The organism is Mycobacterium kiyosense, from assembly GCA_021654635.1.
GTDB lineage: Bacteria > Actinomycetota > Actinomycetes > Mycobacteriales > Mycobacteriaceae > Mycobacterium > Mycobacterium kiyosense.
In genome coordinates, this window is the sequence record AP025179.1 from 4510766 (window position 1) to 4535914 (window position 25149).

Below are 25149 nucleotides of genomic sequence, written 5' to 3' on the forward strand. Positions count from 1 at the left end.
TCGATCAGCGTGCTGCGAGGTCCCTGTTGGCGCGCGCCACGACGGTGACGGTGCCATCGGTGCCGTTGACCCGGACCCGGTCGCCGTCGTGCAGCACCGCGGTGGCGTTACCGACGTTGATCACGCACGGAATGCCCATCTCTCGGGCGATGATCGGACCGTGGCTGTTGGGTCCACCGATGTCGAGTACGAGAGCATCGGCCATGCCGAACAAGGGTGTCCAACTGGGATTCGTGGTGCGGCACACCAACACCACACCGGGCTCGATATCGCCGTCGGGGCCATCGGCGACACACACCACCCCCACCACGGTGCCCGGGCTGCCGGGAATGCCGCAGAGTTCGTCGACATCTGCCGTCGGTGTGGCGGCGGCACGCGGGATCGTCTGGGGCACACCGTGGAAGGTCATCGGGATGTCGAAAGACAGGTATTCGGCCCGCCGAGCTTTGCGGAATTCGACGATGTCCCTGGCGGCTACGGGTGGTCGCTGCTCGAGTTCGCTGATGGTGAAAAAGAAGACGTCCTCGGGGTCATCGATGATGTCGCGTTCGGCGAGATCGAGCCCGACGCGCCGCGCCGCCGCGCGGCAGCCGTCAATGGCCATGTGGTATGTGCTCTTGGCCAGTTCAAGGTTGCGCACCTGCGTGGCGGCGTGGGCGAAGAGTTGCTTGGCCAGTAGCCGTTGCAGGGGCCCGCACGCGGCCAGGATCTGACGTTCCGCATCGAGTCGCGCCTCGGTCGCCGCGCGGGATCGCACGTCAGGATCTTCACGCTCGGCCAAGGCCCGTGCGCGTGGTAGCAGCGCCTCGGGATCCTCGCGCCACGCACGCGTCCACACTAGGCCTTCATTCGGGCCGTAGTAGCCGTAGCGCTCGACGAAGTCCGCGGCGCTGATCTCACCGGCACCAAGGCGGCGCATGTCACGTGCCAGCGACAACTCCGTGATGTCCCCATAACCGGCGAACACCGGTAACGCAAGGTCAGGGCGGCCGACCTTGTCGGCCAGGCTGACCAGCGCGCCTTGGACGCCGGTGATGAAGGTCCGCACCCGGATATGCAGTCGCATGGTCTGCCGGAAACGCACGCTGGCAGCCCGCAGATCAGCGACCGGGTCAGTGGAACCGTTGCCGTGCAGAACTTCTCGTGTCCACCAGCGTTTGGTCTCAGCGTTGGATTCGATCAACTCCGCGCCGGTGCGGCGATAGCAGCGCGGCAGTCGCCAGGCCATTGCGGGCACGCGACGATACGATTTCGGCTGCGGCGGCAGGCCCTTTCGGACGCTGCCGCAGGTATCGCGCTCGAAATCATCGGGAGAGCCGCCGGGGACCGTGCCCATCCTGGCACGGACATAATCGACGTTCATCGCATGGCGACCGAAGAACACCGCAGTTTGGCGCACATTGGGATCCAGTGGCAGGAAAATCTCGGACTTCGCCATGATGCCGAGGTCGTACCACCCTTCGCGGGTGGCGAGTTCGAAGCTGTCCCACACACTCCAGTCCAGCGGGGACAGCACTCCCGGCGTGACTTCACCGGTGTTGGCCAGTGTCCAGAAGCGGCCCGGTTCCGAGGTCCCCCGGACCGGGTCCGTGATCAGCGTCAAGAGAACTCCCTCGTCCCCAGCGGCCGCATGGTGTGCCTCGCACTCTGGAATATAACGATACGAGAATATGATATTCGTATCGTTACGTCAACGGCTCGACTGACCACTACCACCATGCCGAGGCGGGCCGTCACCCCGGAGTCGAAGCCGGGTTACATTCGGGTGGGTAGCCGACCCGTACGGTCGGACGAATATGTCAACAGTGCGGCACGAAGCACCAATCATGCTCTAGCACTTGATTTTTCGCCGGGACGTTACTGGATTGCGCGGGTTGCGTTGCCGTTCAGCAGCTCCGGTGCCCGCGCCACTCTTGCCGACATGCGCTCCGCGTGGTTGATCAGCAGATCCAGCGTGGCGAGACCGATCGCGATGGTCAGCGCCGCGGCCAGCCATCGCAGCGGCGCGCAAGCGTGCGCATTGAGTGCACTGAAGATCGGCCACCCGACCGCGACGCTGCCGGCGGCGTCGAACATCATGGGCAGGAACGGCAGATACAACGTGCGCCAGCCGGTGAAGGTGTCACCGGCGGCCAACAGCAGCACCGCCAGCGCCAGCGGCCCCACCGGGTTGATGACGATCCAATACGCGGGAAAGCCGGCAATCTTCATGGGTGCATCGCCGTAGTAGCTGTAGATGCCGCTGGCCAAGACCGGCAGCTCCACCGCGACATCAATCACCGCCAACACGCCAACCCAGGCCCACAGTTGACGACGTGTCATACCCCGGCGCAACGCCTGCAGAATCAGATAGGGCATTCCGCCGAAGAACACGATGTAGATGCCCAAGCCCCACATCGGAACCCGCGAGAAGGTGTCGAGCACGGTCCATTGACCAGCGACCGGATGCCACACCAGGCCCAGCACATCGTCGATGGGTTCGTTGAAGTACGCCCCCGCTCCCCCGAGGAGGAGCAGCGCCAGCATGACCGATCGGGTTCGGGCGATCTCCCGTATTGCGTACCCGGCGAAGCCGACCACCAGCACCGCCATGGCGACCGTCGCGACGAGCTGCGCCGTTGCAGGCATCGTCGTGCCGTCGGGGGTCGCCGGCAAATCGAAATGCCCGCGGATCCAAGTCATTGTTGCTGAAGTTCGCGCGTCGAGGCCAGGTCTCGCCGCAGCTTAAGGGTGTGCGTGTAGATCCAGCGCGCCGACGCATCGAGTATTGCCAAACCGATTGCGCAGGAGGCGACTGCCCCCGTCCAGCTGACCCAGCCGGAGGCACCGGGCACGTGCAGCGCGTTGTACACCGGCAGACCTACCGCGGCGCTGCAGCCGGCGTCGGTGACCAGGGGCAGAAACAGCACCAGCACTTTACGCCAGCCGGTGAAGTAGCCGGGCGCCGCAAACAGGATGGCGGCGCACAGGATTGGGCCCGTGGTGTTGATGAACAGCCAGTACAACGGAAATCCGCCGATGCTCATCGGAACCTGGCCGTAGCCGAAATAGGTGTAGAGCCGAAAGTGCAGCAGCGGCAACTCGATCAGCAGATCAGCCACGAAGGTGATCGCGATCCCCGTCCAGAATGCGCGCGGCGTGAAGTTGAGCCTGCGCAGCTCCAACAGCAGCACATACGCGATGCCGCCGAAGAAGATGATGTAGGTGGGCAGTCCCCAATGCGGTATCGGCCCCATCGTCTCGAACACCACATCCTGGCCTGGTCGAGGATGGTGCACCAATCCCAGGATGTCGTCGAGCGGTTCGTTGAGGAGCGCGATGCCGCCACCTGCCAGCATCACCAATCCCAGCGGCGACCCGGTCCGCCGCCACTGGCGCACCGCAAAGATCACGAATCCGACGACCACCAGCCAGAGCACGATTTCGGCGACCGTCTGAGGCGTCCGCGGGAACACCATCGACGGCGGTGTCGGGATGTTGAATTGGCCCATTTTCGTCAGACCGCCAGCGCGGCCGGCGAAAGTGCTTGTAACAGTTCACGTGCGGCACGTTCGCCGGCTGTCGTAGCCGTGTTGACATTGCCCGAGGAGTTGTAGGAACCCGCGAGATGGATGCGACTTTTCAGATCCCGGGAGGCATGGAAACGGCCCAGAGCGCGATACAGCCCGGGGTGGCTGTAGACAAGCACGGGATACCACCGGTTGACTCGTACGAACTCGATCGCGTCACCCAAACCGGGTATCGCCTTCTCGGCGTCGGGCAGGACGTCGGCCAGGATCTGCTCATCGCTGGCGTCCATGTGGTCAACGGCCCATTGGTTCATCATGAACAGCGACACCAGGCCTTTGCCCGCCGGCGCCCGGCCCGGCGCCTTGTTGTGTTCCAGAATGACCGCGAACAAGCCCTCGGATACCGGCCGTGGAACCACGACGAAGGAAGCCGGACAGTCGGGAACCCGATTCAATGCCAGGTTTATCGACATTGTCGAGGTGTAATTCAGCTCCCGCAAGAACTTCGCCCGCTCCGGATCCAGCTGCGGCACGAGGTCGGGAACCCGGTTGCCCATCGAGCTGACGATGGCCCCGGCGCCACGCTCGGTGTACTGCTTGCCGTCGGGTCCGACACACGTGACCGTCACGCCGCCTGCGTCTTCGACCACCTCGACCACTTCGGTGTTCAAGCGAACGTCGGGTATGGCTGCGGCCAGCCGTTCGGGAAACGACGAATATCCGTCGCGGAAGGCATACAGCTTGGTGCCCAACACCTTCTGCCAGAGGAAGAAGAACTCCACGACAGAGATGACGCTGGCCGGAACTCCAGCCCCGCCACGCACCGTCGGCTCGATCAAGTAGTCGTACAACTCCCCGTCGAGACCGCGGCGCCGGCAGTACTGCTCGGGTGTTTCGATGTCGTAGGCACCGGCGATGGACAAGTCCTCGTAGCTGAGCAGGTTGCGTAGCCTGAACGAGTCGGCGGCCAGCCGGGCAACCTTGAGCTTCGAACCCAGCGACAGCAACTTGGTCCGGGCGGCATCCAGGACGAGCCGATTCGCTCGTAGGTAGTGCATCTGATCCCCGCGCATAAAACCCATCAGCGAGTTCGCCGGTATCAATTCGTCCGCCATGCCGATGTCGTGGACGAGCCGCATCACGCTGTCGTAGGCGGCGGGCAAGATCGTCGTGCCGGCTTCCATCAGATAACCGTCGCGCTTGATCGAAAGCAGTTGTCCACCAACACGATCGCGGGATTCCATCACCACGACAGGGCGACCTGCTTCGTGCAGCCGCCACGCCGCCGCCAGGCCGGACGGTCCGGCTCCGACGATGTACACCTTCGAGGGATCAGACATGGTGTGCATGTTATCAAACAGTGAATACGTTAAACAGACACTCTGTATGAGTGCGCGTACAGGGCATATACTTCGCGCGTGGCCGCATCACCTCCCCGCCCGCTGCAACTGTCCCGGGCCCAACGCCGAAGCATGCTCGGCCGCCATTTCGTCGGCGTCGTCGAAGAACTAGTGGCGAACGGGGTGAGATATGCCGACCTGAGCGTCGAAGCGATAATCACCGCGGGCGGGATCTCGCGATCCACTTTCTATGTCTATTTCGATGACAAGGGCGATCTTCTCGTCGCCATGGCGCAAGACGTCATCGGCGAGCTGATCGCCGATGGCTCCTCGTGGTGGGACCTACCGGTCAACGCAACCCGCGAGGATCTGCACAAAGCCATGCGAGTGCCGATCGACACCTATCGCAGACACCGCACGATTCTGGGCACGATTGCCGAGACCGCCGCCTACGATCCGCGCGCACAAGAACAGCAGCAGCATCTGATCGGTCAGGTGGTGCGCGCGCTGACTGCCTATATCGGCGACGCACAGCGCGCCGGGGTGGCCGATACCGAGCTGGATTCCGCACGCACTGCGCAGTGGCTCATCTGGATGATCGAACGCGGGCTCTATCAGCTTGTCGGCTCCGCCGGCGACGAGGAGGTCGAGCTCCAGCTCGATGCCCTCGTCGAAATCGTCTGGCGGGTGGTGTATCTCAGCGGCCGCGGCGCGGCACCCCGGCGCGCTAAGGCGCCGACCACCAAACCGACCCGCGCGACCGGGCGGCAGTCGTCTACCTAGGTCGACGAGGCTAATGGCCTACCGGCAGATCACTTTGGGCCCTAGGGCCCCCGGTGACACCGTAGAGCAGCATCCGAGTCAGTTCGTTGATCTGGCGGGTCTTGCCGGGGCGACGCTGATCGGGCGGGAACACCCAGTCGTCGAGCAGCACCAGGGCCAGGACGGATCCCACCGATACGGCCACACTCACCGGCGCGTCGAGGCTGCGGAAGTTGCGAGCTTCGCTGTGTTCCAGCAGCACTCGCCGTGGCGTGCTGAGATTGTTGGCCAGCCTCTCGCTGACCCTGGTGGCGACTGCGGCCAACCCCGGGTCGGTGCCGCTGATCCGGGCCGCGACCAGGGTGCTCAGCAGTCCACGGTGCTGGTCGACGAGTCCGTAGAACCCTTTCACGAAGGCCTCAGCCACCTGCATCGGGTCGGCGGAGGCTGTCGTCTTCGCATCCCACGTCGTCGCCCAGTTGTCGACGAACTCGTTGAACGGGGCCAGGATCGTCGTCTCGAACAGTTCGGCCTTGGAGCCGAAGTTGCGGAAGATGACCGATTCACCGACGCCGGCTTTCTCGGCGATCTGCCGGGTCAGGGTGCCGTGGTAGCCGTGCGCCGAGAAAAGGTCATGCGCGGCCTTGAGGATGAGTTCCTTGACCGTGTCAGGTGCGCGGCGGGCGCCCCGCCGCACGACGGTTGATTCGGTCGACAGCCTCGCTCACCCCTCTCGCATGCCGGCAATCTCAGCCATGACAGGTTGCCGTGCAAAAGCCTAGCGTGGCCGGCCCGCGTACTGGTTGAGCCTCGAGCAACGGCATCACGGGAGGACCCGAGGATCACCGACGCGTATCAGTGCCCGGCGGCGGGGATGAAGGTGTTGGCGACCGGCATCCGGAAGCCGGGGCTGCCAGGGCACGGCCCGTAGGTGGTGGGCGCGGTCGAATGCGGGTTGCCCGGGATGTTGCACAGCCCATTGACGAGGTGGGCCGGGTAGTCCGTCGGGTAGGGCGATGCGTGCAGTCCGGCGGGGATCTGCACCAGCAGCAGTGCCCACATCGACATGGCGAACACGGCGATGGTGGCCAAGACGCTCACGGTGGTCCGGGCGGCCGGATGGAAAGACTCCAGCCCACGCTCGGTGATCGTTTGGCCCTTGTCGTCGCGGAAGTAACGCACCGCGGCGAAGGTGGTGAAAACTATTCCGGTGGTGAGATATTCAGCCCAGGCGTAGCGCTGTCCGTTGGCGAACAGTGAGAACGACGCGGGCGCGCCGGGCAGGCCCCAGAGGTTGAACAGGAAAGTAGGCGCCTCCAGGCAGAAGCCCAGGAAAAGTCCGTAGGCATAGGCGAATGCCAGTAACGCGACGGTGCTGATCTGGGGAACGCGTCGCTGCACGACCCGCATGCCGTGGTTGAGGATTATCGAGAAACCCAACAGCCCGAACGGGTAGATGAACATGATGAACACCGGTTGTGGCATCAGACCGGCGGTCGGGTTGACCACCCCCGGGGCCTGGGCAACCCAGGTGTTGAGGTTGAGCCATTGCGAGCTGTACATGAAGTTGGGCTGCATCCAGTTGACCATCGGGTCCCAGAACAGCGTGAAAAACCCGGCTATGACCACGATGCCGTCGAAGACCAGACGCCGTTGCTGAAGGCATTGGCGCACAACATGAATGCTGATCACCACCACGGCCACCGCCATGATCGTCTCGTAGCCACGTGCGACCCACCAGGACGCATCGCCGGGGTCGCGGGTGGCAGTGATCTGAGTGGGGCCCGAGGCCAGCCAGGCTCCCCACGTCCAGAGCGCATAGCCGGCCACCAGGGCACCGATCACCGCAAGAATGACCGGGGCCGGCACTTGTCGGGGCGGTGCCGACACCGGAAGCGGCCGGCGGTGATCCGCTGCGACGGCGGACATGGTGCCTCCCATCGGGGCAACTCGAAAACACTGGCTCGAACTCAGCGTACAGCTTAGGGCGACATGCCGACAAGTATTGTCGTGGTGTCGCCTAGCAGTCGACGAACACGGACGGCACGGCGTAGGTGCGAAACTCCCTGCGCAGGGCCGCGGCGTCGAGGTTTTCCCGCAGCAGGGCGAAGCTGATCACCCCGAGCAACCACTGACTGGCTTCGTCGACCACCACACCGGGACGCAGTTGCCCGGCGGCCGCCGCCTCCTCGAGCACCGGTCGCAGACTCTTGGCCAGCAGTGCCTGAACGGCGGTGGCGCCACCGATGATCCGATCGACGGTCTCGGGCGGCAATGCCTCGGCCAGTGCGCCGAATTCCTCGTCTCCGCTGGCGATTTCGACAGCCCGGGCAAGTACTTCGACGAAACGTTCGCGCAGGCCGGCCGGCGCGTCGACCAACGCTGCGTCCAAGCGCTGTTGCAATTCACCGCAACATGCCACCAGAGCGAGTTCGATGAGTTCGTCGCGACCGCTGACGAAGTCGTACAGCGTCTGGCGCGCCAACTTGGCTTCCTTGGCGATGTCGGCCATTCGCGTGCGCGCCACGCCGTAGCGGGCGAACACCGCCCGGGCAGCGCTGACGATTCCTGCAGTTGTGGCGTCCATCGACGGTCCTGTCTGACGGCAGGTCGCGGCTCCTGCCCGACCTGATATGCGGCGATTCTATGACCGGCGCCGAGGTCTCACCGCCGGGAACCGCGCCGGCCGAAGCGTTGACATCGTTGCGACGATGTGGATATTTTGAGACTGATATTCCAATTAATTCAGGTGTGCGGATCCGGCGGCTCGCATCGACGCGGGGTTCCGTCTCGGCATCTCAGGGAACGGAATGACCGGATCCGTTGATGCCCTTGAGGTTTCACTCAGCGTCTCAACCCGCTGATCGCCGGCGACGATGGAGTACAAGGATGACGACGCCCGAACTCTGCGACGACTACCACTACATCGTGGTCGGCGGTGGCCACAACGGACTCAGCGCGGCGTGCACCCTGGCCGGTTCCGGAGCCACCGTGCTGGTCCTGGAGCAGCGTCCCCACCTGGGCGGATTGGCCAATAGTGGGGCGTTTGTGGCCGAGGCGCCACACCACATTCTGAGCCTGGGCGCGATGGACGACATGTTCATGTCGTGTACGACGTTCATCTCCGATCTCGGCCTGCATCGCTACGGCTACCGCAGCACGCCGGTGCAGGCCCCGTACGGCTGGATCGGTGCGGACGGGTCCACGCTGCTGCTGTTCCACGACCTGAACCGCACGCTGGCCGAGGTGCGGCGATTCTCGGCCAAAGACGCCCGCACCTACGCCGATCTACAACCGGCGCTGTCCTGGATTTTCCAGGCGCTGACCACCGTCATGCCACATCATCCCGCGCAGTTACCGAAAGCGGAGCTGGGCAAACTGCTGCTCAAACTCGCTCCCAGTCGGGCGATTCGGCGCCAGCTGGGCCGAATAATGTCGCACAACCTGATCGACCTGATGGCCGATACCTTCGACAGCGACCAGATGCGATCGCTGGCCACGTACTGGGGCAGCATGATCGGGCCGATCGATCACGACGGCGGTGGCTTCTACTGCGTCGGCCTGGCCGCGGTGCACCGCAAACCCGGCGTGATCCGGCCCCTCGGGGGTATGGGTGCGGTGATGGAGGCGATGGCGGCGTACGCGACTCAACGCGGCGCTCACGTCCGCACCGGTACCCCGGTGCAAAAGGTGATGGTCACCGATAATCGCACCACCGGAGTCGTCCTCGGCGACGGTTCAGAGATCCGTGCTACCCGCGGCGTACTCGCGGCGGTACCTCCACAGCTGGCCTACGGCGGGCTGCTCGAGGACGGCGTGCTGGACTCGGCAACCCGGGCTAAGGTCGCGATCTTGCCGGCCAGTGGCAACAACTCGGCCACCTTCAAAATCGATGTCGCCCTGTCCGGGCGCGCCACCTACCCGAGGGGTGCCTTGCAGCGCCGCAAGATCGACGACTTCGACATCCGCAAGACGGCGCTGATGACCGGGACGTTCGAGCAGAACATCCGCCAGCTGCAGGCCATCCGGGCTGGTGAGTCGCTTGAAAGTCCGCCGGTCTACATGGCCGTGCTTTCGGCCAACGACTCGGGATTGGCGCCGGAGGGCCAGGACGTCGTTTATCTGGCCGCCAACGTCCCCGCCCAACCGCGCGACGGCTGGGAGAAGACGAAAGCGGGAATGTCGGACGCGATCATGGGCTCGGTGCGTCAGCACCTGGACGGTTTCGACGGCGAGATTGGCCGAATCGAAACCAGCCCGGCCGATTTCGGCGATCAGTTCGCCACCCCGAACGGGTCCTACTTCCACGTCGACATGACCCCGCTCCGGCTGGCCATGAACCGGCCTGCGCCAGGCCTGGGCGGCTACCGCTCACCGGTGCGCAATTATTTCCACGCCGGAGCGGGCTCGCATCCCGGCGGCGGGGTCAGCGGCTGGCCTGGCCGACTCGCTGCCCAGACCGCGCTCGGGCAGCACGGCGCTTGACCGCCCACTGCACGGATCAGCGATGAATGTACTGCCGCACAACGCAGTTGACTAAGGCCGCGGCATCGGCACGCCCGGGCCGGGGCATGTCTTGCCGTCGGCTCCACCGGTACACATGCCGTTGATCAAGTACGACGGGTATCCGGCCGGGAACGGGTCGGCATGCGTGGCGAACCACTGTTGCGGAACCATGTACAACACCACGAAACCGATGTGGACAGCGCCGTAGATGGCGAAGAACTTCAGTGTCTGCCTGGCCTTGTCGCCGGCCTTGAGCCGGTCGAGGCCACGCTCGACGATGGTGCGCCCGCGGTCGTCCCGGAAGTAGCTCAGGCAGGCGATGGCTCCCAACGCCAGGCCGCCGAACAACACGGTCTCCGACATCGGAATCTGATACGTCCGGCCGGCGAACAACGTGATCGCCTTGATACCACCGGGATAGGCATACGCTCCGGTGCGCAGGACGAGCCCTTCGATGATGGTGTCGGTGAGGACCAGTCCGACGAAGATGAGCGCGACGATGCCAGGAACCCCGAGCTGCGGCCGGCGCGCTTTGAGCTTACGCACCGCCCACAACACGATGATCACCTGGGAGAACACCAGCGCCGTGTAGGCCGGCGGCACGATCAGTAGGGGTTCGGGTAGCCGGTTTGCGTTGGGGCTGGTCCACGTCGGCCAAGAGCCGTTGGCCCACGCCCCGCGGTTGATCAGATGGGAGTTGTAGAGCAACGACACCGACGTGTAGTTCATGACCATGTCCCAGAAGAAGACCGTCGAGGCGCTCAGCGCGATCATCGCATCGGTGGTCAGCTTGCGATGGCGCCACCATGGGCGGATCACCCACAGATAGAACAACACCACCGCTGCCACCGGGACCCCGATCTGCAGCGCCGTGAACAGAACGTGCTGCCAGCCCGGCAGTGCGTCCGGACCAGGCGGTGTCGAGGTGAAATGCGGACCGAAAACCCAGCGCGCCAACACGATTACCTGAAACATCAGCAGCACGACACCGAGCGCAACCCAGAACAGCACCGGCCGGGACCGCTTCGGCGCCACCTGGGTCGGCAGTGGCCCGCCGGCTGGGATGTCGCTCGCAGACCGATCCAGAACAGCCATCGATGCCCCTCGTCTCAGCGTTGCCCAACAGTCACTCTAATTTGAGATTCAGTATCTCCACAAGATGTTTTCGCACTTCTGACGGTTTCTGTTAATAAGTAGAGGTAGCTAAAGCCGTTGACAGGCCTGGGTCGGGGTCGATACCGTTCAGCTCACCACCGCCTTATCGGCTAGAGGTTTCACGCCGGTCATCATGAGGATTGGAGCGCACCCATGCGCAGTGACGGTTTCCACCCGCTCATCCTGAAGGTCTGCGCTTGCACAGGCTTCGCGTTCGCGTTCCTCTGGCCGTTCGCGGCGACCGTGGTGTCAGGGTTTCAGTACATCCTGCCGCCGTCAGCGGCCGACCCGGCGCCCAAAGTGGTGGCCGAATACCTGGCCAACACCACCGGAATACGAATTGCCACAGTCATTTTCATCTTTTCCAGCATTCTGTACACGACCTGGAGCATGAGCATCATCCAGCTGGTGCGGCGCCGGGAACGACAGTGGCCCATCCTGTTCAACATCATGGTGGTCGCGGTCGCCTGCGAGGTCGTCGTGGTGATGTTCATCGGCTTCTTCTTCGGGGCGGCGTCGTGGCGCCCGGGCGAGACCTCCCCCGAGGTCACCCAAGCCCTCAACGACCTGGGCTGGCTCGGTGTGTTGTTCACCGGTGCCCCATTCGCGCTCTTTCAGATCTGCCTGGCCGTCACCACCCTGCTCGACAAGAGCGTGCAACCCGCCTTTCCGCGGTGGTCGGCCTATTACAACCTGTTCGCGTCGTTCTTCATGTGCGAGGCGTCTCTGCTGTTGTTCTTCAAGACGGGCCCGTTCTCGCAGGACGGGGTGCTGGTCTTCTATGTCCCGATGATCGTGTTCTTCGTCTGGATCGTCATGTTCTCGGTGCTGACGTTGCGCGCCATCAACGCCGAAGCCCAGCGGCCCGTCAGCGATCCGCCCCTGATGGACCGCCTGCGTACCCCCGCCGCCGCGGCAAGCTAGAACCGCCGCCCGACGCTCGGGGGCGCCCGTGTCAATGCGTGGTTGAAGCGGCCTTATCCCTCAGCTCGCCGACTTGTGCTTGCAACTGGGCGATTTGGGCGGCCAGTTCCGCGTGCGTCGGGGTGCCCCGGTCGCGCGCACGCGATCCGGTGGCGACGTTCTTTTCGACGTTCTCCTCGGCGCCCACTTCCGCGAGGTGGCTTTGCACCGCACGGATCAGATACACCGAGACAAGCACCAACCAGACGCCGAACACCACCACCGGCAACCACCACGCCAGCAGCCCGTTCCAGGCCAGCGGCCCGCGCTTGAAGAACACGTTGAAGGTGCCCGCGCAGAAGATCATGGCGGTCCACAGGTTGACGTAGCCGAGCCAGCGCGGAAACACCGGCGTCGGGCGGCGATCAATCAGGATAGCGACACCGAAAGCCGCCACCTGGGCCGCGGCCGTTCCAGTCAAGCCGACGAAGGGAATCCCAGGCCATGTCGTTGAGCAACTCGACGAGTTTGGGATCGCGATCGGCGCGGAATGTCGCAGTCTGCCAGAAGAAAAGCAGATACAAGAATTCGAGCACGAACAACATGCCGAAACCGAATTCGATCATTGCCAGCGCGGGGAACCGTCCTTCGATGCGACGCATCTGAACCGCGATCTCGACAGCGAGCACCCCCAGAAACACGGCGGCGGCCATCGTCACCACCATTCCCCACCTGATCGTGGTGGTGTGATCGAGGATGAAACGCGTGGTCTCGGCCGTCGTCAAGGCCGGCGACGGCGGCGGAAAAGAACCGTGCCAGCCCGATGAATCCCGCGACCATCAGGACCAGACAGACGATGCCACTCCAAGCGCAGAATTTATGCACCGCTCTATTCATCAGAACCCCTTCACTCGCTGCCATTGCCATCCGAAGCACGCGGGCTCAAACCCGCTCTCAATAACTGCTTTTGGACCTTCCCAGCGCCATTGCGCGGGATTGCCGCGAAGATGATCTCGCGCGGAATCTTGTAGTCCGCGATCCGCGCGGTGCAGTGCTGCTTCAGCGAGGCGGGCGTGAGGTCTGCTCCAGCCGCGGCGGTGATGAAAGCCACCACCGTTTCGCCCCATTCGGGGTCGGGCCGGCCGATCACCGCCACGTCGGTCACATCGGGGTGGTCGGCGATGGCTTGTTCGACCTCGGCGGAGTAAACGTTGCGCCCACCCGTGATGATCACGTCTCGCAACCGGTCCACCAGACGCACGGCGCCGTCGTCGTACACCTGCATCAAGTCGCCGGTGTGTAGCCAGCCGTCGCGGATCACCTCTTGGGTGGCCTTGGGTTGATTCCAGTAACCCTTGGTGATCGTCTCGCCGCGAAACACCAGTTCGCCGACTTGCCCCGGCGGCGTGTCGTTTCCTTGCGCGTCGACGACTCGGGCCTCGACAAAGGGCTGTGCCAGATGGCCGGACGACGCCGGCCGCGACCGGACCTGTTGCATCGTCGAATAAATCCCGGTGGGTCCGGCTTCAGTCTGGCCGCACTGCTGGAAGAACGCGACGTGCCTAAACGCGGCCAACAGCCGCTCGACAGTGGCCGCCGGCATCGGGGCCGCGCCGAAAATGCCGATCCGCCATGAACTCAGGTCGGCGCGGTCGTCCCGGTAGCAGTCCAGGATCTGTTGGTACATGGTGGGAACGGCGAATAGCCATGTGGCGCGGTGTCGTTCGACCAGTTCCAGCACACTGCGGGCATCGAACTTCGGCACGACGATGTGGGTGCCCCCCAGCAGTGTCGTCGCGTTCAGGAACGTCATTCCGCCCGAGTGGTACATCGGCGCCAAGTGCAGGTAGCGATCGCCGTCGCGCAGTCCCAGCGAGACAATCTGGGCCATCGCCGCCCATACGGCGCGGTGGTGATCGAGTAGGACACCCTTGGGCTTCCCGGTGGTACCCGAGGTGTACAGAATGAACGCGTCGTCCCGTTCGCCGGCACGATCTTCATGAACCGGATCGCCGTACCCACCGGCGAGCAGGTCGGGATAGCGGTTCGACGGTCCCAGTGACAGCAAGGTGGTCGACGTGGCGGTCCGACTCGCAGCCTCGGCCAGATGTGCTTGGGCGGGGCTGAACCCCAACACGGTGCTGCCGGAGTCGTTCAGGATGTAGGCGATTTCCGGTGCGGCCAACCTGGTGTTCACGGGCACCACGATCGCCCCGAGACGCGACGCGGCGTGCGAAGCGATGATGAATTCCGCGGAGTTCGGCGACAGGATGGCAACCCGGTCGTGTTTGCATACCCCGAATGCCTCGAGCGCCGCCGCGGTCTTCGCGATGTGGGATTCCAAATCGCGCCATGTCCACGCCCGCTCCGCCGTGACGATGGCCTCGCGCCCACCGACCCGATTCGCGTTGAGCAGCGCAGTTCCACCTATGGTCGGCATTACCTGCCTTCGCACCAGTCCTAATATTGAGCTCAGCTATATCAATATATTGACCCCGGCGGCGCCAGGTCAACGACGTTATGCTCACCAGCCGACGTAACTTGGGCGGGCTCAGTACGAGCGCGGCAGGCCCAAACTGTGCTCGGCCACGAAGTTGAGGATCATCTCCTTCGACACCGGCCCCATATTGAGCATGCGCACCAACCAGAAATACGGCGCGAGTTGATATTCGTATGTCACGCCGTTGCCCCCGTGCACCGCGACCGCAGCGTCCAGCGCTTCCAAACCCGCTGACGCGCCAAGGTATTTCGCCATATTGGCCAGCTCTCCCACCTCAGCCCCGGTGTCGTAGAGGGAGCATGCGCGGTCGGTGACAAGTTCGGCGGCCTGCAGGTGAATGTGGGCGGCCGCCAGCGGATGCGCCACAGCTTGATGCGCACCGATCGGCACGTTCCACACTCGACGGTCGTTGGCGTAGTTCACCGCCTTGCCCAGCGCGTAACGCCCGATCCCGGTACACAGCGAACTGGTCAGGATGCGTTCGGTGTTCAGCCCGGTGAAGGCGACGGCGAGGCCCTTGTTTTCCACCCCGATCAGATTCTCGGCCGGCACCAGGACATCGTCGAAGAAAACTTGGTGACTCTTGTCGGGCTGGTTCATCACGGTGCGGATCGGGGTCCAGGAAAGCCCTGGCGAATCCCTGTCGACCATGAACACCGACAGCCGGCCGCGCCCAGTTGCGTCGTCCAGCATGGTACGGGCAACCACCATCACCAACTCGGCCGACTCCATGCCGGTGATGAACACTTTCTGTCCGTTCAGGACATAGTGGTCGGCTTCACGCCGGGCGGTCGTCGAGATGCGGTGCGCGTTGGAGCCCGCGTCGGGCTCGGTGATTGCGAACGAAAGCCGGATGTCGCCACTGGCGACGCCGGGCAGCCAGCGCGCCTTCTGTTCCTCGTTGGCGCTGCGGTCCAGGATGGTGCCGGTCACCCCGGAGGAGAACAGCATCGACTGCATCGGACAACCCGCGACCGCCGCCTCATGGACCACGATCGACAGCTCACTGACGCCCAGCCCGCCACCGCCGTACTGCTCGGGCAGGTGCACTCCCAGATAACCGTTGGCGCCCAATGTCTTCCACAGTTCCGCACAGCTACCACCGTCATCGACTTGTCGCTGGTAGTAGTCCGGCCCGAACGCGGTGACGATACCGCGTACGGCCTCACGCATCGCGCGATGCTCGACGGTGTCCTCCATGACAGTGTTGGTTTGAACCGCCATCGTCACCCTCCTATTCTCGTTGCCCGGCAGGCCCTTTCGTGCCAGCCTGCACCCTAGAGATCTCTGACGATCGGTAATACGCGACCCGCAAGAGTTTCGACGATCCTGGATCGGTCCTCGGTCGACTTGGCGGCGACCTGGATCAGCACGGTATCCACTCCCGCCGCGGAGAACTCAGCCAGCCGCTCCACGACTGCATCGGGCCCACCGATGAGCAGGTACCTATCGGCCAGCTTCGAAAAATCCTGGTGGTATGCGGCGCTGACGGTTCGGATACCGGTATCGCGCGCCCACGACGAGTCGGCGTCGACGGCCGTCCAGGCGAACAGCGCCGCCGACACGGAGTCCGCACTGCGCTCATGTCGTGCGGCCGCGGTCCGGACCGCCGCCAATCCGCTCCGCACCTGTCCGGGGTCGACCATATAGGGCATCCACACATCGGCGTATCGGCCGGCGCGGCGAAGGGCACCATTCTTCCGGCCCCCCCAGCCAGATCGGTAAACCGCTGGACCGAAGCGGCGGCGGGTCCAATGCGACCTCGGAAAGCGTCGCATAGCTGCCCTCGTACGTCGCCGATCCGCCGGCGAAGAGCCTGCGGATGACCTCCAGGCCTTCGTCGAGGCGCCGGAATCGGGTGCGTGGATCGATACCCGCCGCGGCGAACTCGGGCGGGTATTCGCCGCCCGCGCCAACTCCCAACTCGAATCGGCCGCCCGAGATGCGGTCGATGACGCTCGCCATCTTGGCCACCATGGCCGCGGGGTATAGGGGCAACAGCGCGATCGACGTCACCAGGCGGATGCGTGACGTGACCGCCGCCGCGGCGGCCAGCATCGCGAACGAATTCGGTGTGGGTCCGTGAAAGAACAGGTGCTCACCACAGCCGAGATAGTCGAAGCCGAGCGTTTCGGCACGACGCGCCTCGGCCACGACCGTTTCCGGATCGTCGACGGTGATTCCAACTTTCACCCTGACCGCGTCCTTTCGTCCCGCCTCCGGACCGTCGAGCCGTCGTTCCAGGAACGATCGTTATCGCAATCTCTACGATAGAGACGGTAACATTCGCTGGATTCTGCAGTACTCATACCTGCATACTCGAACTCGATTGCGAACGATTGTTATCCCCAGGAGGCCCCGTGACCGCCCTGTCCACCAGCGAGACCGGCGGCCCGATTCCGGCCCGGTCGGAGATCGACGTACTCTCCCCGGCCGATGGGCGTCTGGTGGGCAAGGTGGCGGACATGAGCGCCCCCGAGGTCGAAGCAGTCGCGCACCGGCTGCGGGGAGCCCAGCCGGCGTGGGCGGCGATCGGCTTCACCGGCCGCCGCATCTGGCTCGAGCGCTTCCGAGACTGGATCCTGGACAACGAAGACCGGCTGCTGCGCCTCGTGCAGGACGAGACCGGCAAGACCTGGGGGGACCTGCCGATCGGCGAGATCGTCGCGTCGGTGGATGTGCTCAACTACTGGGCACGCAACGCCGAGAGGTTCCTGGCGCCCCAGAAAGCCAGGCCGCACAACGTGATGATGGCGACCAAGCGAATGCGGGTCACATATCAGCCGTATCAGCTGGTCGGTTCGATCACGCCGTGGAACGCCCAGCTCGCAATGCAAATGCTCGACATCCCCGCCGCACTGATGGCCGGCTGCGCCGTCCTCACCAAAGCCTCCGAGGTGACGCCGCTGGCCTGGGCCGCGACGGTGAAGGGCTGGAAGGAGATCGGCGCTCCAGATGTCCTCGACGCGGTGACCGGGCGCGGTCCCGCCGGCGCCGCCGTCGTCGACAACGTGGACATGATCCAGTTCACCGGCAGCGTCGGTACCGGCCGGCGGATCGGAATCCGCGCCGCCGAACGGATGATCCCGTGTTGCCTGGAGTTGGGCGGCAAGGACGCGATGATCGTGCTGGCCGACGCCGACCTCGATCGCGCGGCCAAGGCCGCGGTTTGGGGTGGCTTCTACAACGCCGGCCAGATCTGCGTGTCGGTCGAGCGCGTGTACGTCGAAGCTCCCGTCTATGACGAGTTCGTCGGCAAGGTCGTCGATCTGACCAGGAAACTTCGCGTTGGCACCGATGCTCCCGGCAGTTACGACGCCGACGTCGGCGCCGTCGCCACGCCCCAGCAGCTGTCCATCATCGAACGCCACGTTGCCGATGCGGTAGCCAAGGGGGCTACGGTCGCCGTCGGTGGTCACCGGGTGCCCGGTCCAGGTTTGTTTCATCAACCCACCGTGCTGCTCGATGTCGACGAGTCGATGGCCTGCATGGCCGAAGAGACATTCGGGCCGACCCTGCCGATCGTCAAAGTGGCCGATGCCGACGAAGCCGTGCGACGCACCAACGACTCGGATTTCGGGCTTGCCGCCAGCGTGTTCACCCGCAACCATGCCAACGGCCGGGCGATCGCCGCGCGGATCGATTCCGGCTCGGTCAACGTCAACAACGTCATGACCAACGTCTTCCAGCTACCGGTGCCGTTCGGCGGCCGGCGCAACTCCGGCCTAGGCGCCCGGCACGGTGGCGCCGAGGGAATTCGCAAGTACTGCTGGGCTAAGTCGGTCATCGAAGAGCGGTTCAACCTGCCGACTGAAATCTATTGGTACCCAACGAAAGCACGCCGAATTCGGTTGATGACACGGGCGGCTCGTTTGCTCTCCGCGGGAGATTGGCGCCGCCGGCTCCGGCTACGTCGGTAGCCTTCATCGGAGGCCTCATCGTCGGCCCAGAACGTCTCGGTTGCGAGATGGAAACCCGATCTCCACGATGAGGTCCTATCGAAACCCCGCCCGTGTGCGAGACGATCCCTGCATGGCCACAACGAACCAGGCGAACCACCAGACCCGCACCCGGCGCCGCTCGACCGACCTGCGGGCGATGGTGGTGCAGGCCGCCGAGTATTCGTTCAGCCAACTGGGCTACAAGGGCGCCACGATGGCAGGCATCGCGGATCGGGCCGGGGTCACCCGATCGGTACTGACCCGTCATTTCGCCACCAAGGCAGAGCTGTTCGCCGAGGTGATGACGAAGCCTCTGCTGCAGTTCATCGACGAGTGGACCCAGCGGTGGACCGGCAGACTCGACGGGCAGCCCACCGAGCCCGAGTTGGTCCACGAGTTCGTCTCCGACCTGTACCGCAACAGCCGTGCCCATGTCGGCGCGCTGCGGCTGTTGATGTTCTCCGATGAACACCTGGAACCCGCAGTCCGGCAACAGGTCTGGCAGAAGCTTAATCAGGGTCTAACCGCCGTGCTGGACATTGCGGACCGCGAGATCGGTTCGCACGGCTATCCCACCCGCCACGTCGACGTGACCGTGCGGGCGATCATCAGCATGGTGATGGGCTACGTGACGCTGGACCCCGCGCTGTTGCGCACGGCCACCACCGACGAGGACGAACTGGTAACACATCTGGCTTCACTGATCCTGTACGGCCTCGCGCTCCAGCCGAGTTCTCCGGGCACCTAAGGGACAATATTGTCCCTTGACAATCTGCAGGCGCGCGCTCCACACTGAGGTCGAATCGGCGGCCCCGCTAAGTGTTGCCGCCGACATGATCAACGAGGAGTGCGAGATGACCACCGACATCGTTTCGGATGTGACGCCAACCGATGGCGGCCGCGGCACTCATACCGGAGTACGGAGCCGCCCGCAGGGACCTATCACCAAAAGTGTTCTCAACCCGCAATACCCGATGTCGTACTGGCAGATCGCCTTCTCCGAAGACGTTGCCAAAGAGTCGGTCATTCCGCTGCGAATTCTCGAACGCGACGTGGTCCTATGGCGGGACGCGGGAGGGGTGCTGCACTGCGCGGCTGCCCACTGCCTCCATTTGGGCGCCCACCTCGGCTACGGCGGCGAAGTGGTCGACAACACGTTGCGCTGCCCCTTTCACGCCTGGCGCTACAACGCCGATGGCAAAGTCGTGCACGTCCCGGGCCTCACCGAAGCGCCGAAGACGAAAGCGTGTCTGCCGACATATCGTGTGATCGAGCGCTATGGCACCGTTTTCTTGTGGAACGGGCCCAAACCACCCGACCACGAACTGCCCGACTTTCTCGCCGACGAAGGCATCGACGAGCACTCGATCATTTTCGAGCATGTTCGCTACAAGTTGCCTTTCCCGGCGAAGTGGTTCGTCGAGAATCTGCCCGACTCAGCACATTTCGCGGGCCTGCATCGACTGGGATCGTGGGGTGACACCGAGATCATTTCGAAGTCGGACACCAGGCTCGAATACATCTGCCATTTCTACGGCCGGGCGCCCTACGTCGGCTGGGAGGATCTCAAGCGCAGCTACCGGCGCGGCGAAATGTGGGGGGTGTCCGACGCCGCCGGTGGGGACTTCCATGCCACGACGTACGGTGGTGGCCTGCACCTGATCGACCTAACCGCCTCGCCGCCGGAGCTGGTGGAAAGCCGCGCCAAGGTGACCGCGCGTCTACCGCGGGCCGTCATCGCGCTCACCGAGAAAGTCAACGAGCTCAGCGACAGCGCACGGCTGATTCTCAGCTTCACGCCGGTCGAGGCCGACAGTCACATCGTTTACCTGACGATGATCGTCCCCAAAATCACGAACCCGGCATTGCGCGTGCTCGGCCGCCCGATCGTGCGGTCGCTGCTGGTGCGACGCAACTGGTTTGCGATCATGCAGGACACCGCGTTGATGATCCATCGGCAGGAGCCCGAACACCCCGCGTACAACAAGTTCGACCGCGGCCTGGTGAAGTTCCGGCGATTCTGGGATAGCCGGCTGCTCGATCGCGGCCTCTGGGCCGGCGACAACGTGCACAGCGCCGGCGCCCGGGCGGGCTGCGACTGGCCGGACGACCCCACCAGGGTGACCACCGGCAATGGCTCGGCCGGCGGTGTGCGGTGAGCCGCGACGCCGTCGCCAAGCTCGCTGTCCCGTTGGCGACGGGCCTCGCCGGTTGGCAGGTGTACCGCCGGCACCGCCGCCGTCAGCTGGCGTTGATGCCCAAGGGAATCAACGCGGCACACGGGATCACGATGCGCAGCACCATCAAAGCGGCGCGGCCGACCGCCCGCTGAGCGGTTTCGAGGTCACCGGCATGTCCGCGACGTATTCACCCGCGTTATGGACGAGCTGCCGGGGTAATTAACATCTTCCTCAGAACGAGCGACCGTTCACGCTGAGTTGGTAGGGCACGGGATAGCACGTCCAATTGCCTTATTCTGTCTCACGCGGCTTGTCGGTGGCCAACGTCGACAACCCTTGGACCGATGGTGAACGTACGTTGTCCATGACAGAGCATTAACGCGTACAGCAGGATAGCTCCAGAGTCACGCCACGAGCCGACAGGAGGGAGCCCTGATATGGACGCAGGACGTCCGTGGGTGACCGGGCCTACGGCAGCGCCGGTTCCCACCGATCCGGCCGAATGGATCACCTGGTTCGCTGAATCGGCTGACCCGGAACGGCTTGCGGAGTTCGTCGCCCAGGCCGTCGACGCGGCAGCGGCGGGCACACCCGAGATCGCATCTGATCCTGCACTGCGAAGTGATCTGCTGGCAATGGCCTCGGACAGCTTGAACTCTTTCCTGCGACTTCTCGCCACCGGCGGATCGGAGGCCGCCCACGTTCCGCCGGCCGGAGCCGCGTTCGCCCGGACGCTGGCGCGCCGCGGGCTCGATGTGGCGGTGCTGCTGAAGCTCTATCGCCTTGGGCAGTCATTCTTTTGGCGAGTCACGATGGAAGAGTCAGAACGCTTCATCGCCGACCCGGTCCTGCGTAACCGGGTGCTCACGCTGATGTGGGAGCGGCTGAACCTGTGGCTGGAATTCCTGCTCGACAAGTTGTCAACGGCCTACGACGAGGAACGCAGGCACTGGCTGCAGGGGGCTTCCGCCCGACGATCGCAGACCATCCAAACCATCGTGGCCGGCACCGAAGTCGACAGTGACCGGGCCAGCCGCCAACTCGGATACGAGCTGCGGCGCTGCCACACCGCGATGATCCTGTGGACGGACGTGTCCGCACCGCAAGAAGAGTCGATTCCCCGGCTCGAGCGACTCGCGCAGATGGTGGCGCGCACGTTGGGATCATCGCCGGCGCTGACGATGCCGGCCGGATCGAGAGAAATCTACGCGTGGATCGGTATGGCCGACCCGCTCGACGCGCGCCAAGCCGGACATGCGGTTCCCGTACGGGGGCACGATCGGGTGGCGATCGGCCGGAGCGGTCGCCATGTCACCGGTTTTCGCCAAAGTCATCTCGAGGCGCTGGCCGCCCAACGCATCGCGCTCGCCGATCCGCGGCAGCCGGCGTGCACGAGCTACGACGACGTGGAGGTCGTCTCGCTGTTGTCGCGCGATGAGCGGGCAATGCGGGCACTCATCGCTCACGAGTTGGCCGGGCTGGGCACCGATCACCCGGGACTCGATGTGCTGCGCGCCACCGCGCTGGCGTATTTGTGCTCTGGCAGCGCCACGGCCGCGGCACGCCAGCTCGGCACCCACAAGAACACTATTCGCCACCGGCTGGAGCGCATCGAACAGCTGATCGGCCATCCCATCGACGAACGCCGGCTCCAGCTGCAACTTGCGCTGATGCTCACCGAGATCTTCGGCGCCACCTGAGCGAGACCACAGAGCACATTCGGAACGTCGAAATTGTCCTGCTGGACACAAGACATGTGGTTGCGCGCAGAACCACCATCAGGACATGCATTCAGAAGCCGACGTCGCACCAGCGGTCCTCAGCCCGCTTGACCTGGTGGTGGAGCACCCCTTCCCCTGGGACCGAGTGCTGGAACGGTCATCATGACCTTCGACGTCCTGAGTCCCGAGGTGTACGCCAAGGGCGACCCCGCGCAGAACGGGCTGCCCCTGGACGCGATGGACCGCATGCGCGTGGAAGCACCGTGCTACCGGCAGCGGCTTGACGACCCGATGATGGTCAACGAAATCTGGGTCCTCACCCGCCATGAAGACATCGATCGGGTCAGCCGCGACCCAGCCACGTTCTCGTCGAGACGGGGCCTCACCGCACGGCTATGGACACCGTTCGAGACCGAACTAGGTGGCAAACCCGCCATGATCGGCCTGGACGGGCAAGATCATCTGCGCAACCGGCGGGTGGTCACCAAGGCCTTCACTCCCAATGTGGTCAAACACTTCGAAGCCGAGTTCCGTGTGATGTGCCGGCGGATCGTCAAAAAGGCGCTGCAGAAAGGAACATTCAACTTCGTCGAGGAGATCGCGGTGGAAATGCCGCTGCACGCGATCTGTGAGTTGATGGGGGTTCCGGAAAAGGATCGGCGCACCTTCCTGTCGTGGGTGAATGCCTATGCGGTGCCGACCGACCCCGACTACGCCCCGTCGCCCGAGGCAGCGCTCGGCGCGGTCGCCGCAATCTGGCAGTACGCACTCGAACTCGCCGAGCACCGGCGAACGCAACCCGGCGAGGACTTGATGTCGAAGATTGTGCGGGCACGCGACGAGGAAACGCTCGATGACGACGAACTACAGGGTCTCGTGCTGCTACTCGCGGGCGGAGGGGCCGACACCACCCGTAACGCTTTCTCGCACGGGATGCACGCTCTGATCCGCAACCCCGAGCAGATGGCATGGCTGCGCGAACGTGCCGACGACATCCCGCTCAGCGCCGTCCAGGAAATCGTCCGGTGGGCGACGCCGGTAATCCACATCGCGCGGACGGCGACGACGGACACCGAGATCGCGGGGCAGCCCGTCGCGGCTGGTGAGCGAGTCGCAATGCTCTTGCCGGGTGCCAACTTCGACCCAACCGTTATCGAAGACCCGCGCACGTTCGACCTGTCCCGCGAACCGAACCGCCACCTCTCGTTCGGGATGGGACCACACGCCTGCATCGGCCGACACATTGCCGCGCTGGAAATAAAATTACTGTTCGAAGAACTGCTCAGGGAGACCGCGGTGATCGAGATGGCCGGCGAGATCGGTTATGTCCGTGACAATTTCCTGCGCGGCGTGCACAGCCTCCCCATCAAAGTCAGCTAGCACTTCCCTGCAGAGCGACAACCCTTTTGCAACTTTACGGAAGGACCAAGCCAACATGTCCGCGGTCTCGTCAAACACCCAACAACCGATGCTACCGCTCGTCCCCTCCGACGAAGACCGGATGCTGCGGGAGACCGTGTTCACCATCGCGTCCGGCTTCGGCCCGGCCTACTACAAGAAGGTCAACGACCAAGGGCGTTCACCGATCGAGCTCTGGAATGCTCTCGGAGACAAAGGATTTCTCGGCGTCCACCTGCCCGAGGAATACGGCGGTGCGGGCCAGGGCCTGTTGCAGCTGACTGCCGTGCTCGAGGAGACGGCGGCCGCGGGCTGCCCCCTGCTGCGCCTGCTGGTCTCCCCCGGCATCATCGGCACGATCCTCAACCGGCACGCCACACCGGAGCAGAAAAACCGTTGGCTGCGCGGCATCGCCTCGGCGCAAATGCGATTCTCATTCGGGCTCACCGAGCCCGGAGCGGGGTCGAACTCGCACAACATCTCCACCACCGCCCGCAAGGAAGGCGACAGATACATCGTCAACGGTCAGAAGTACTACATCTCCGGGGTTGACGAGTGCGATGAGCTTCTGCTGGTCACCAAGACCGGCACAGATCAGAAGGGCAGGGGGCAGCTCACCCTGCTCATGGTGGATCCGCGCAGCCCAGGATTGACCATGCAGCCGATCGAAACCGCCCTCGAGGAACCGGAGAAGCAATTCACGCTGTTCTTCGACAATGTCGAGGTGCCCGTCGATCGCCTGATCGGCCAGGAGGGCCGCGGGCTGCAGGCAGCGTTCGACGGTCTGAATCCGGAGCGGATTCTCTCCGCGGCCGTCTCGGTCGGCATCGGCCGTTACGCACTGGACAAGGCCGCCGCGTACGCGCGCACCCGCACGGTGTGGGACGGTCCGATAGGCGCGCATCAGGCGATCGCGCACCCGCTGGCCGAGGGCAAGATCAAGTTGGAGTCGGCGGCGCTGATGACGCAACGCGCGGCGGCGCTCTACGACGCGGGGTTGCCGGCAGGAGAGGCCAGCAACATCGCAAAACTCGCGGCCGCCGAGGCCGGTGTGTTCTGTCTGGATCACGCGATCCAGACCCACGGCGGCAACGGTGTCGCGCGTGACTACAACCTCACCAACTATTGGTTCCTGGCCAGGCTCTTGCTGATCGCACCCGTGTCGCGCGAGATGGTTCTCAACTTCGTCGCCGAACATTCCCTCGGTTTGCCCCGCTCATACTAACGGGCCGCG

At 64.3% G+C, this 25149-nt stretch carries 24 protein-coding genes; 10 read left to right on the forward strand and 14 right to left on the reverse strand.

Going from position 1 to position 25149, the window contains the following annotated elements; translation table 11 throughout:
• Window positions 1-4: 4 nt before the first annotated feature.
• The 4 genes from L6444_RS21160 to L6444_RS21175 form a co-directional block, all read right to left on the reverse strand.
• Window positions 5-1603 (reverse strand): PEP-utilizing enzyme, encoded by a 1599-nt coding sequence (locus tag L6444_RS21160; protein WP_236977041.1) that lies wholly within the window; start codon window positions 1601-1603, stop codon window positions 5-7.
• Window positions 1604-1857: 254 nt separating this feature from the next.
• Window positions 1858-2682: a hypothetical protein gene (locus L6444_RS21165; RefSeq protein WP_236977042.1), complete on the reverse strand. Its 825-nt coding sequence runs from the start codon at window positions 2680-2682 to the stop codon at window positions 1858-1860.
• The gene (locus L6444_RS21170; protein ID WP_236977043.1) at window positions 2679-3491 is read right to left on the reverse strand and encodes a hypothetical protein; all 813 of its coding nucleotides are present in this window, start codon (window positions 3489-3491) and stop codon (window positions 2679-2681) included. The genes L6444_RS21165 and L6444_RS21170 overlap by 4 nt, the downstream gene beginning before the upstream one ends.
• A 5-nt stretch (window positions 3492-3496) precedes the next feature.
• Window positions 3497-4849 (reverse strand): protoporphyrinogen/coproporphyrinogen oxidase, encoded by a 1353-nt coding sequence (locus tag L6444_RS21175; protein WP_236977044.1) that lies wholly within the window; start codon window positions 4847-4849, stop codon window positions 3497-3499.
• 132 nt (window positions 4850-4981) lie between these two features.
• On the opposite strand from L6444_RS21175, the gene L6444_RS21180 reads away from it, so the two are divergent.
• Complete coding sequence (locus tag L6444_RS21180; RefSeq protein WP_236977045.1) at window positions 4982-5632, forward strand: TetR/AcrR family transcriptional regulator; 651 nt, start codon at window positions 4982-4984, stop codon at window positions 5630-5632.
• A 10-nt stretch (window positions 5633-5642) separates the two neighbouring features.
• Here the strand turns inward: L6444_RS21180 and L6444_RS21185 are convergent, their stop codons facing one another.
• The 3 genes from L6444_RS21185 to L6444_RS21195 form a co-directional block, all read right to left on the reverse strand.
• Window positions 5643-6308 carry a TetR/AcrR family transcriptional regulator gene (locus tag L6444_RS21185; RefSeq protein ID WP_236977046.1) on the reverse strand — a complete coding sequence of 222 codons (666 nt, stop codon included), beginning with the start codon at window positions 6306-6308 and terminating at the stop codon, window positions 5643-5645.
• Between the two features lie 158 nt (window positions 6309-6466).
• Window positions 6467-7540: a spirocyclase AveC family protein gene (locus tag L6444_RS21190; RefSeq protein ID WP_236977047.1), complete on the reverse strand. Its 1074-nt coding sequence runs from the start codon at window positions 7538-7540 to the stop codon at window positions 6467-6469.
• 91 nt (window positions 7541-7631) lie between these two features.
• Window positions 7632-8198 carry a TetR/AcrR family transcriptional regulator gene (locus L6444_RS21195; protein WP_236977048.1) on the reverse strand — a complete coding sequence of 189 codons (567 nt, stop codon included), beginning with the start codon at window positions 8196-8198 and terminating at the stop codon, window positions 7632-7634.
• Between the two features lie 302 nt (window positions 8199-8500).
• Between L6444_RS21195 and L6444_RS21200 the strand changes: the two genes are divergently transcribed.
• Entirely contained in the window at window positions 8501-10096 is a 1596-nt protein-coding gene (locus L6444_RS21200; RefSeq protein WP_236977050.1) for a phytoene desaturase family protein, read from the forward strand.
• A 51-nt stretch (window positions 10097-10147) separates the two neighbouring features.
• Here L6444_RS21200 and L6444_RS21205 read toward each other — a convergent pair whose 3' ends face one another.
• Window positions 10148-11212, reverse strand: coding sequence for a spirocyclase AveC family protein (locus tag L6444_RS21205; protein WP_236977052.1), 1065 nt, complete (start codon window positions 11210-11212; stop codon window positions 10148-10150).
• A 213-nt stretch (window positions 11213-11425) separates the two neighbouring features.
• Between L6444_RS21205 and L6444_RS21210 the strand changes: the two genes are divergently transcribed.
• A complete protein-coding gene (locus L6444_RS21210) occupies window positions 11426-12196 on the forward strand; it encodes a hypothetical protein (protein ID WP_236977054.1) in 771 nt (256 codons plus the stop codon).
• 31 nt (window positions 12197-12227) lie between these two features.
• On the opposite strand, the gene L6444_RS21215 is transcribed toward L6444_RS21210, so the two are convergent.
• From L6444_RS21215 to L6444_RS21240, 6 genes are all read right to left on the reverse strand, one after another.
• A complete protein-coding gene (locus tag L6444_RS21215) occupies window positions 12228-12632 on the reverse strand; it encodes a hypothetical protein (protein ID WP_236977056.1) in 405 nt (134 codons plus the stop codon).
• Complete coding sequence (locus L6444_RS21220; RefSeq protein ID WP_236977058.1) at window positions 12601-12888, reverse strand: hypothetical protein; 288 nt, start codon at window positions 12886-12888, stop codon at window positions 12601-12603. The genes L6444_RS21215 and L6444_RS21220 overlap by 32 nt, the downstream gene beginning before the upstream one ends.
• A gap of 194 nt (window positions 12889-13082) precedes the next feature.
• Window positions 13083-14615: a class I adenylate-forming enzyme family protein gene (locus L6444_RS21225; protein WP_236977060.1), complete on the reverse strand. Its 1533-nt coding sequence runs from the start codon at window positions 14613-14615 to the stop codon at window positions 13083-13085.
• Between the two features lie 111 nt (window positions 14616-14726).
• A complete protein-coding gene (locus L6444_RS21230) occupies window positions 14727-15899 on the reverse strand; it encodes an acyl-CoA dehydrogenase family protein (RefSeq protein ID WP_236977062.1) in 1173 nt (390 codons plus the stop codon).
• 53 nt (window positions 15900-15952) lie between these two features.
• Window positions 15953-16330, reverse strand: coding sequence for a hypothetical protein (locus tag L6444_RS21235; RefSeq protein ID WP_459551867.1), 378 nt, complete (start codon window positions 16328-16330; stop codon window positions 15953-15955).
• On the reverse strand, window positions 16257-16868 hold the full coding sequence (locus L6444_RS21240) for an LLM class flavin-dependent oxidoreductase (RefSeq protein ID WP_459551868.1): 612 nt from the start codon (window positions 16866-16868) through the stop codon (window positions 16257-16259). Before L6444_RS21240 ends, L6444_RS21235 begins: the two co-directional genes overlap by 74 nt.
• Window positions 16869-17035: 167 nt before the next feature.
• Between L6444_RS21240 and L6444_RS21245 the strand changes: the two genes are divergently transcribed.
• From L6444_RS21245 to L6444_RS21275, 7 genes are all read left to right on the forward strand, one after another.
• Entirely contained in the window at window positions 17036-18595 is a 1560-nt protein-coding gene (locus tag L6444_RS21245) for an aldehyde dehydrogenase family protein (protein WP_236977065.1), read from the forward strand.
• Window positions 18596-18707: 112 nt separating this feature from the next.
• Window positions 18708-19364, forward strand: coding sequence for a TetR/AcrR family transcriptional regulator (locus tag L6444_RS21250; protein WP_236977066.1), 657 nt, complete (start codon window positions 18708-18710; stop codon window positions 19362-19364).
• 106 nt (window positions 19365-19470) lie between these two features.
• Window positions 19471-20775 (forward strand): Rieske (2Fe-2S) protein, encoded by a 1305-nt coding sequence (locus L6444_RS21255; protein ID WP_236977067.1) that lies wholly within the window; start codon window positions 19471-19473, stop codon window positions 20773-20775.
• A complete protein-coding gene (locus L6444_RS21260; protein WP_236977068.1) occupies window positions 20772-20948 on the forward strand; it encodes a hypothetical protein in 177 nt (58 codons plus the stop codon). The genes L6444_RS21255 and L6444_RS21260 overlap by 4 nt, the downstream gene beginning before the upstream one ends.
• Window positions 20949-21233: 285 nt before the next feature.
• The gene (locus L6444_RS21265) at window positions 21234-22496 is read left to right on the forward strand and encodes a PucR family transcriptional regulator (RefSeq protein ID WP_236977069.1); all 1263 of its coding nucleotides are present in this window, start codon (window positions 21234-21236) and stop codon (window positions 22494-22496) included.
• A gap of 210 nt (window positions 22497-22706) precedes the next feature.
• Window positions 22707-23897: a cytochrome P450 gene (locus L6444_RS21270; RefSeq protein ID WP_236977070.1), complete on the forward strand. Its 1191-nt coding sequence runs from the start codon at window positions 22707-22709 to the stop codon at window positions 23895-23897.
• An 88-nt stretch (window positions 23898-23985) separates the two neighbouring features.
• On the forward strand, window positions 23986-25140 hold the full coding sequence (locus L6444_RS21275; protein WP_236977071.1) for an acyl-CoA dehydrogenase family protein: 1155 nt from the start codon (window positions 23986-23988) through the stop codon (window positions 25138-25140).
• The last annotated feature ends 9 nt before the right edge of the window (window positions 25141-25149 follow it).